This window comes from Streptomyces sp. NPDC001156 (assembly GCF_053598275.1).
The window spans coordinates 1-9,240 of record NZ_JBSFJX010000274.1 but is presented as its reverse complement, the minus strand read 5'-3'; the positions used below and the strand labels follow the sequence as shown (position 1 = coordinate 9,240).

9 protein-coding genes are annotated in these 9,240 nt (G+C 69.8%); 5 read left to right on the top strand and 4 right to left on the bottom strand.

The features are described from left to right. Positions 1 to 84: 84 nt before the first annotated feature. Both ACWDA7_RS47030 and ACWDA7_RS47025 read right to left on the bottom strand, forming a co-directional pair. Entirely contained in the window at positions 85 to 996 is a 912-nt protein-coding gene (locus ACWDA7_RS47030; protein ID WP_450613607.1) for an N-acyl-D-amino-acid deacylase family protein, read from the bottom strand. Positions 997 to 1,198: 202 nt separating this feature from the next. Further along, positions 1,199 to 2,401: an RNA-guided endonuclease InsQ/TnpB family protein gene (locus ACWDA7_RS47025; RefSeq protein WP_450613605.1), complete on the bottom strand. Its 1,203-nt coding sequence runs from the start codon at positions 2,399 to 2,401 to the stop codon at positions 1,199 to 1,201. A 179-nt stretch (positions 2,402 to 2,580) separates the two neighbouring features. On the opposite strand from ACWDA7_RS47025, the gene ACWDA7_RS47020 reads away from it, so the two are divergent. From ACWDA7_RS47020 to menC, 3 genes are read left to right on the top strand one after another with little or no spacing between them, the layout of a single operon-like run. After that, positions 2,581 to 4,236 carry a PucR family transcriptional regulator gene (locus ACWDA7_RS47020; RefSeq protein WP_450613604.1) on the top strand — a complete coding sequence of 552 codons (1,656 nt, stop codon included), beginning with the start codon at positions 2,581 to 2,583 and terminating at the stop codon, positions 4,234 to 4,236. Between the two features lie 47 nt (positions 4,237 to 4,283). Next, positions 4,284 to 5,174 carry a GNAT family N-acetyltransferase gene (locus tag ACWDA7_RS47015; protein WP_450613603.1) on the top strand — a complete coding sequence of 297 codons (891 nt, stop codon included), beginning with the start codon at positions 4,284 to 4,286 and terminating at the stop codon, positions 5,172 to 5,174. After that, complete coding sequence (menC, locus tag ACWDA7_RS47010; protein ID WP_450613601.1) at positions 5,171 to 6,289, top strand: o-succinylbenzoate synthase; 1,119 nt, start codon at positions 5,171 to 5,173, stop codon at positions 6,287 to 6,289. The genes ACWDA7_RS47015 and menC overlap by 4 nt, the downstream gene beginning before the upstream one ends. Positions 6,290 to 6,411: 122 nt before the next feature. Here menC and ACWDA7_RS47005 read toward each other — a convergent pair whose 3' ends face one another. Next, a complete protein-coding gene (locus tag ACWDA7_RS47005; protein WP_450613599.1) occupies positions 6,412 to 7,365 on the bottom strand; it encodes a serine hydrolase in 954 nt (317 codons plus the stop codon). Between the two features lie 315 nt (positions 7,366 to 7,680). Then, positions 7,681 to 7,965: a hypothetical protein gene (locus tag ACWDA7_RS47000; protein ID WP_450613597.1), complete on the bottom strand. Its 285-nt coding sequence runs from the start codon at positions 7,963 to 7,965 to the stop codon at positions 7,681 to 7,683. A 102-nt stretch (positions 7,966 to 8,067) separates the two neighbouring features. Here ACWDA7_RS47000 and ACWDA7_RS46995 point away from each other — a divergent pair, with 102 nt between their 5' ends. Together ACWDA7_RS46995 and ACWDA7_RS46990 are read left to right on the top strand one after the other, a co-directional pair. Next, positions 8,068 to 8,514 carry a hypothetical protein gene (locus ACWDA7_RS46995; RefSeq protein ID WP_450613596.1) on the top strand — a complete coding sequence of 149 codons (447 nt, stop codon included), beginning with the start codon at positions 8,068 to 8,070 and terminating at the stop codon, positions 8,512 to 8,514. Positions 8,515 to 8,763: 249 nt separating this feature from the next. Then, positions 8,764 to 9,156 (top strand): hypothetical protein, encoded by a 393-nt coding sequence (locus ACWDA7_RS46990; RefSeq protein ID WP_450613594.1) that lies wholly within the window; start codon positions 8,764 to 8,766, stop codon positions 9,154 to 9,156. Positions 9,157 to 9,240: the final 84 nt, after the last annotated feature.

Genomic DNA, 9,240 nt, shown 5'->3' with positions numbered 1-9,240 from the left:
GATACCACCTGCCCAGGCACAGACACCAACCCGAAACCCGCTCAAAAACCCGTCAGAAGATCCACTTCAGGCCACGTCGGTGGATCAAGGCTTAGCGCCTCCGGCGAGCGCCTCGGGGGGCAGCATCGCGTGGAGCATGGTGCCTCCGGCGAGGTAGGGGTACATGTCGCCGCGGACGTCCACGCCGGCCACCCGCGCCGCGTGCAGCTTGTCCAGCAGGATCGCGGACTTGCCGTGGTTGGGCCGGCCGGCCGCCTTGCAATGGGAGATCTGCACCGGGATGCGTGCCCGCCGGCCGATCTCGATCGCCTCGTCCACGGCGGCCTCCAGGGCGTCGCTCTCGTCTCGCATATGGGTCGCGTACGGGCGTTGCCACCGGTGGGCGACCTTGCCCAGTGCCACCAGTTCCTCGACGTCGCCGTACGCCCCCGGTGTGTAGATCAGACCGCTGGAGAAGCCGACGGCGCCCGCGGCGAATGCCTCGTCCGCCAGCGTGCACATGGCTGCCAGCGCCTTGGGGGCCAACGTGCGGCGCATGCCGTTGGCGGTCAGCCGCAGCGTGTGGTGCCCGACCATCACGGCCAGGTGGTTGGTGGGACCGGCGGCCTCAATGTCGTCGAGATATTTGCCGAAGGAGCGCGCCGTGTACGCGGCGCCGGCCGCGAGGTCGCCGAACAGCGCCTGGGCCTCCTTGGCGGCCGCGTCGTCCATCGGGGCGGCGGAGTAGCCGCAGTTGCCGGCGATCTCGGTCGTCACACCCTGGAGCAGCTTGAAGGGCTGCGGATCGGACATCATCGGGACCATGTCCGAGTGGCTGTGGGGGTCGATGAACCCCGGCGCGATGGCCATCCCCTCGACGTCGATCTCCCGCCGGGCGGGCCCCAGATCGCGGCCGAGGGCCATCACACGGTCGCCCGTCACGGCGACGTCCGCCTGCACGCCAGGGGAACCCAGGCCGTCGTAGACGGTGCCCCCGCGCAACTTCAGCTCGTACACGCCACGCCTCCTTAACTGTGGTTGCCTGCGGGATGGCAGTCTCGCCAAAGGCCCGTACCCTCACCTCGTCTTCCGCGACCAATCCGGTGTGGCGACCATGTGGCCTGGCACATATCCCCGCCGGGTGCGGCGTGCGACCGTAAGCGGTGTTGGAAGGACGGAACTTGACTGCTCCGCTCCCCGAAGGGAGGGGATTCCTGGCTCAGGCTGCCCGTTGAGGCAGCGCCTCAGCGGGTCTCACGCCCTCAACACCAGCCGGGTTCAGACCAGCCCGGACCAGCATCACTCTGGCGGAGTTCTTATCCCTGGGGGATACAGATCCGCACGCGGTGCAGGCATACGTTCGTTCCGAGAGAGGTAGTGCGTGCTTGGTTCTCGCTCCGCACTGCGCACAGTCCATGGTGGTGTGCGCGGGGTTCACCAGGTGCACGATCCGCCCATGCTTGCGGGCCATCTCGATCAGCGCCCGCTTTGCGGCGCCGATCGAGGCATCGGCCGCCTTACGGGCCATCGTCGTCTTCGCGAGGAACTTCGGCCGGAAGTCCTCCACCGCCAAGACGTCATGGTCGCGGACCACGCGCTTGGCCCACTTGCGGGCGGTGTCCTGCCGCTGCCTGGCCACCTTCGCGTGCAGCTTCGCTGTCTGCCGCTTGGCCTCTCGGTAGCCGTTCGAGGCGGCTTGCCCCCGCGCCGTTCGGCGCCGGGCCATCATCCGCTGATAACGGGCGAGCTTCTGCGCGGCCCTCTTGCCGTGCTGCGGGTGGGGAAGGTCATGGTCGTCGGATGTAGTGGTCGCGGTCTCCTTCACGCCCCAGTCCACCCCGATCACACGGCCCGTGAAAGCCAGGGGTCCCTCCGGCGCGGGCACGACGAACGAGCAGTACCACCCACCCGTGGCGTCCTGGTACACACGGACGCTGGAAGGGTCCGCGGGCAGCTTGCGCGACCACGCCACCCGCGCCACGACCCCGCCGGCCAGGTGCAGGCGGCCGTCTTTGAGCCGAAAGCCGCGCCGGGTGTAGTTCAGGCTCGGCCTGGCCTCGCGTTTCTTCTTCCAGCGGGGCATTCCGGCTCGACGGTGCCGGGGCACGTGCTCCTTGATGTCCTTCAAGGCCTTGGCACGAGACGTGCCCAAATCCCGTATCAGCTGCTGCTGAGCAACCGAGGAGCCTTCCCGGAGCCAGGGCGTTATCCGCCTGGCCTCGGTCAGCATCCTGTCGAGCGCGGCCGGGCCGCACGTCTCTCCCCGCGCGTGTGCCTTCTTCGAGCGGGCAACGCACTCGTTCCAGACCCACCTGCAGCGCGCCCACTCCGCTTCCAGCGCGGCCCGCGCCGTCTTCGACAAGCGCACACGGTAGGTGTACCGGGCGTGCCCGGCCTCCTGCGTGAACGCTTCTGTCGTCATACACCCGAACCTACCCGGGAGGACTGACAGTTGAGAGCCCTTGATCACGGTGGGCCCGCCCACCTTGTCGCGGCAAGGACGCCGCATCGCCCTGACGGCGATTCGACTGTCCCTGCCCTGCTCCGCAGGAGTCCGATTCCTCCGCAGCCTAAGCGCCGGGGCATCCTCGGAGGAATCAGGTGACGAGCCATTACGCGCATCCCTCCCTGGCGCGGATACTTGACCTGCTGGGGACATCCGCCGCCCGCCTGCTCGCCGCGCCGGCGGGATGTGACATCCCGGTGACCGGGCACAGCGTCCTGGACGTCACCGAGGAGGAGGGGCCGACCCACGAAGGGACGATCCTGCTGGCCGTCGGGATGCGTCCCGACGCCGCGGCCCTCCTTCACGCCCTGCCCGCCCTCGGCCGGGCAGGCGCCGCGGCGATCGCCCTCAAGACCCGCGGGGCGGACACCGGCCCGCTGGTGAAGGCCGCCGCTGCCGCAGGAGTCGCTGTGCTCGCCGTCGCCGATGTCATTCCCTGGCGGCATGTCGACGCGCTGCTTGCCGCCGCCGCGGGCACCTTTGGGCAGGACGCGCCTGGATTTCCCTCGGCCGCCGCGGTCGGTGACCTGTTCGCCCTGGCCAACGCCGTGGCGGCGATGGTGGGCGGCGCCATCACTGTCGAGGATCCCCAGCAGCGGGTCCTGGCCTACTCCAACCTCCCCGGCCAGCCGATCGACGACGCGCGCCGCGACACCATCCTCGGGCGGCAGGTACCCCTGGACGACCACTACCTGCGGATCTACCGGCGGCTGTGGCGCGCCCCCGGGGTCGTCCGGGTCGGTGACGCCTCGCCGCTGCCCCGCCTCGCGGTGGCCATCCGGGCCGGCACCGAACCTCTCGGCTCCATCTGGGCGGTGGAGTCCGGCACCCCGCTGGGTCCCGAGGCGGAGCAGGCACTGGCCGACGCCGCCAAGGCGGCCACGCTCCACCTGCTCAGGCTGCGCCGCGCAACCGAGCTGGAACGCCGGGCCCGCGGCGAACTGCTCCGCTCCCTGCTCGCAGGCAAACCCCCCTCCGCGGCCAGGTTCGGCATCGACTTTGGCCGGATGACCGTGCTCGCCCTCGAACTGCCCTCCTCCTGCCCCACCCCGGTCAACATCCTCGGGCTGCAGGTCGCAGACCTGGTGATGGCCTGCGCGGAGACGTTGACCTCGTCCACCTCCTGCGTGGTCGAGGGGCAGGTCGTCTACGCCCTGCTCCCCCTTGCGGAGGATGTGCCGCAGACACGGGTGGCGTCCCTGGCCGAGATGGTCATCACCCGCTCCGAGGAGTCGCTGCATACCCGGCTGCGGGCCGGCATCGGATCCGCGGTGGCCGACTTCGCGGACGTACCGCGCTCGCGCCAGGAGGCAGACCGGGTCCTGGCGGTGCTCGCCGCCGAACCACACCGCACCCGCGTCGCTTCCATCGAGGACGTGCGCTGCCAGGTGATCCTGCTGGAACTCGAAGAGACCATCGCCAACGACCCGCGGATCCATCTCGCCTCGGTCACCGCGATGCTGCGCCACGACGCCGAGAAGGGGACCCGGTATGCCGAGACCCTCCTGGCGTACCTCGACGCCTTCGGTGACACCACCGTCGCAGCGGACCGCCTGCACGTCCACCAGAACACCTTCCGGTACCGCATCCGCCGCCTCGGGGAGCTGTTCGGCGTGGACCTGGGCGACGCGGACGAACGCCTCGTGCTCTGGCTGCAGTTGCGGCTGATGGTTTCCGAGGCAAGAGCAGCGCCGACCACCGCAGGAGGCCTGCACGTCGTCGGCCCCCACCAAGTCCCCGGCCGGGATTGATCTGCTGCGACGAAGCACTTGTCCGCGGATGCAAACACAGTGAGGGGGTGGCTACTTCACCCATCGCCGCCCTTTCGGGCGCCGCACCCGACGCGCTGGACCGGGCGGCGGCCGCCGCGGCGACCGCCCAGGCCCGTGCCGGAGTCGATGTGCGCGAACTCGGCGACATCCCTGCTCTGACAAGCGCGGCCCTGCTGTTCGCGGACATCTGGAACACCGACCGGCCGCCCCTCAACTCCGACGTCATGCGGGCGCTCGCCCATGCGGGCAACTACGTGGTGGGCGCCTTCGACGGCGAGGAACTGCTTGGCGCGTCCGTTGCCTTCCTCGGTCTGCGCGAGGGGCTGACCCTGCACTCCCATATCAGCGGCGTCCGCGCCGGCGCACAGGGGCGCAGTATCGGCTTCGCGCTCAAACTCCACCAGCGCGCCTGGGCCATCCGCCGCGGGATCGAGTGCGTGACCTGGACCTTCGACCCGCTCATACGGCGCAACGCCTATTTCAACCTGGTCAAACTCGGTGCCCGCGCGACCGAGTACCTCCCAGACTTCTACGGCGACATGAGTGACGGGATCAACCAAGGCCAGCACAGCGACCGGCTCCACCTCACCTGGCCGCTGCTCGCCCCCCACGTCATCGATCTGCTCGACAGCGTGCCGAGCCGCCGCCCCGCACCGCCGGATACCGCCGCCCACGCCGAGCCCCGGCTGGTGCAGGGACCGGACGGCGGCCCCCAGCCGCACCCCACCGACGCACAGGCCCAACTGTGCTGGATCCCTGCGGACATCGAGGCCGTGCGCCGCAAGGATCCCGCCGGCGCCGCGCACTGGCGGCTCGCGCTGCGCACCGCCCTGACCGGCGCCCTCGCCGAGGGCTACGACATCCGGACCTGCACCCGGTCCGGGCACTACCTACTCACCCGGAGGAACTCGTCGTGAAGATCACCGGATGCGAACTGCGGCGCGTACGGCTGCCGCTCGTCGAGCCGTTCCGCACCTCGTTCGGCACTACGCACGCCCGCGAGCTGCTGCTGCTGCGCATGGTCACCCCTGACGCGGAAGGCTGGGGCGAGTGTGTGGCGATGAGCGACCCGCTGTACTCGGCGGAGTACATCGACGGTGCCGAGCACGTCGTCCAGCACTTCCTGCTACCCCGGCTCGCCGCGGTTGCCGAGGTGAGCGCCGCCCATGTCGCGCCGCTGCTCGCCCCCATCAAGGACCACCGCATGGCGAAGGCGGCCCTGGAGATGGCCGTTCTCGACGCCGAACTGCGGGCCGCCGGCATGCCCTTCGCCCGCTACGTGGGCGCGGTGCACGACAAGGTCCCGGCCGGTGTCTCGGTCGGAATCATGGACTCGACGGACCGGTTGCTCGACGCGGTGGCCGGCTACCTGGACGCCGGCTACCTGCGCATCAAACTGAAGATCCAGCCCGGCTGGGACGTGGAACCCGTCCGCGCCGTGCGGGAACGCTTCGGCGACGAACTGCTGCTCCAGGTGGACGCCAACACCGCGTACACCACCGCCGACGCACCCAGGCTCGCCCAACTGGACCCGTTCGGCCTGCTGCTGATAGAGCAGCCGCTGGCCGAGGACGACCTGCGCGGCCACGCCGAACTGGCCCAGCGCATCCGCACGCCCGTCTGCCTGGACGAGTCGATCACCTCGGCTCGCGCCGCGGCCGACGCGCTGGCCATCGGGGCCTGCTCGATCGTCAACATCAAGCCCGGTCGCGTCGGGGGCTACCTGGAGGCCCGGCGCATCCACGACGTCTGCGCCGCCATGGGGGCCCCGGTGTGGTGCGGGGGCATGCTCGAAACGGGTATCGGCAGGGCCGCCAACGTGGCGCTCGCCGCGCTTCCCGGCTTCGTCCTGCCGGGCGACACCTCGGCGTCCGCGCGTTACTACGCCCAGGACATCACCGCGCCCTTCGTCCTGTCCGACGGGCACCTGCAGGTGTCTGACGCACCCGGTTTCGGTGTCGAGGTCCAGCCCGACGCGCTGGAGGAGGTCACGATCTCGCGCACCTACGTGAACCTGGGGTCCCTGCGGTAGGACCCGGGATGCGGGCCCCAAAACCGCGGCAGCCGGATCCCGGGAGACGGGCCGGCTGCCGGCGGTTCTTGGTACGGGTCGGCGTGCGGCCGCACCCGGGCGCCGAGCCAAGCATCGCAAGGTCAGCCGGCCGGCTGCGCCGCCCGGATGTAGTCGACGGCGGCGCGGGCCACAGTGCCGATGACGGCGTCGGCCGGAGGATTCACGTACGCCAGCGAATCGGGACAGGTGAAGACGGCAACGGCGTACCGGCCACCGTCCGGGTACTCCACCACGCCGACCTCGTTGCGGACGAACGGCAAAGTCCCGGTCTTGCCCGCAACCGTCACCTTGTCGTCAGGGAAACCACTGCGCAGCCGGTGCGGCCACACCTGCAGCCCCAGGATGCGGCGCATCGCCGCACAGGCCCCGGCCGACGCCGCCTGGTTACGCCAGATCATCGACAGCAGCGCGGTAATCGAGCGGGGTGTCCCACGCGTGGCAGACGGGATGTGCAGCACGCGACAGGCCCGCAGCCGCTCGGCTTCCGCATCACTCAGGTCAAGGACGTCCACGCCGCCGAGATCCTCGTCGAAAGCGTCGTAAATGTCCCGGCACGTCCCCTCCAGCCGGACCTCCTTCAACCCCAGCCCTGCCATCCTGGCGTTGACGGCATCGATGCCCAGCAGGTCGCACAGGACGTCCGTCGCCGCATTGTCACTCACGCTCATCATCCAATAGGCCAGGTCACGCAAGGAGACGTCGACCGGGTCGAGCATGACCGACAAACCGGTCGGACCCGGCGAGCGGCCGCTCTCCTGCACATGCACGCGGCTGCTCAGATCGATGGTGCCCTCATCACAGCGGGCGTACAGCTCCACCAACACCGGGATCTTGCAGACACTGGCCAACAGCACCGGGTTATCCGCCCCGTACTCGAACTGCACACCGCTGTCGATGTCGACAGCGTGGACGAAGCCACCCGATCCGGCCGCCGCGAACGCCTCGGCAATCGTGCGCCGCACCTGCTCGGGTTCGGCCTGCGCGCTGCTGCGGCCGCCGGGCGGACTGCCGACGGTCGTCCTGCTCTCCTCCATGGCCCTGACCCCTTCCAGGATGTCGTGTTCACTCCGGGGCGCCCCACCCATGTCATCCAGACCGGAACCGAGCAAAAGGAGGGCGCGGAAGCAGCATGGGCACCGGAGGAGGGCCGCGTCTTCGTCGGCGGCGACAAGGACAGCAGATGCGATGCGGTGGATGGGCCATGGCGCCACAGGCAACCGCCGGCACAGTGGGGGGTGGAAGCGGCGTGGATCGGGCCGTGTGCGCGGACCGCAGTGCGGACGGTCGACGGGGCCCCCGAAAGGTCGGGGTGCCCGCCTGGTCCCTGATCTGGGCGATTGAGCAGTGGGCTACTGGTAGACCGTGGTGATGCGTGTGGAGACGCTGGCGCCCCTGTTGGGGGCGGAATAGGAGATGGTCCACAGCGCTGCTGTCTTGTTCGGGTAGCCGTACAGGGAGCCGCCGTTGTCGCAGCCGTAGTTCAGGCGCTGCCCCGCCAAGGTGGTGGTATCGCCGCCGGCGAAGGAGCAGCGGGCGCCGTTGGCCAGGACGATGGTGATCGGTTCGATGTCGGGTCCGCCGGGCATGTGACCGTTGTTGCCGGGAAAGCCCTGCGGGACCGACAGTTCGACCATGTGCTCCGATGGCGGCTTTGCCCGTCGTGGATTGAACGGACTCGTCGCGGCGTGATCGGCTACGGCTGACATGACGCATGCAAGCGCTGCCGGGGGCCCACCGTGCCGTACTACTTGCTCACCGTGACGGCTTCGCGACGGACCAACCTCGGGCTGCAGGTCGAACCCGCCGTGCGGATCAGGGAGCTGGCGTCACGGGTGAATGACACCGACGTTCCCATGCCCGGCGACCGCCTCCTGCTCCGTCTCCCCGACACGGGCACGTGGTGGATCGCCCCGCTGGCCACCTTCGGCCTGGAGGCGTGGCGGAAGGACGGCCTCGTCTACACCCGCAGCGACCCCGCCGACCCGGAGTTCACGCTGGCCCTCGGCGGCCAAGGAGGCCCAGAGGAGGCCCTCCCGGTGGGCACCGAGATCTGGCTCGACGACAACGCTCCGACCAGCGGTCACCGCACCGATGGCTGGCGCCGCATCATCGCCGACATCGCCTCGGGTGACTGGCATCAGGCGGACCCGGACGCGGTCGACACCACCGTCACCGACCGCTGATCCCTCGGCCCCGGCAGAGCGCCTGAGGCGGCCACATGGCCGGGGCGCCGTCTTCGTGCGGAAAAAGGGAGCCGCTCATCGGCACCGCGGCCCTCGGCGAGTTGCCGGCGTACAGCTATGAGTGACTCCCGAACGTGTCAACATTGATCATGGCGGCGTGGCGAGATGCCTCCTGAAGCCGTCGACAAATGACTCCCGTTCTTCGCGTACACAGCCACCCGCTCTGATGATGCGGCCATCGCGGCCGCCTTGAGCCGTACTCTCACGGCACTCACCGCCTTGGGCGTGGCCCTGGGAGAGGGAGAGCACCAGCTCAGTCTCGTCGCCGAGCGGGTGGATCACAGGTTCGTTCGGGCCGAGGTCTTGGTGTCGGTCGGAGGCGCTCCGCCGTGGCTGCGGATGCCGCCGCAGGCCGAAGAGGACTTCGTGAGGCTGCGGGCGCTGCTGGTCTTCGCGCTGGAGGGCAGCACGGTCCGTCACGCTGTCCTGGTCGCCTCAACCGCCGCCGAGCCCAACCCCCGCGCGTGCGGCTGGACCGTACGGGCGGGGTGGCTGCACCCCATGGACCCTGCCGCACTCCAGCAGGCCGTCATCCCCTGCCCGGGTGTCTTTGCCCCGCTGCGCAAGGTCTACCGTTCCTAGTCAGTGAGCAGGAGTGAGTCTTGTACCCAATCCTGGTCAACTGGCGCATCCCGAACGGTGGTGGATGCACTGGTCTCCCGCGTT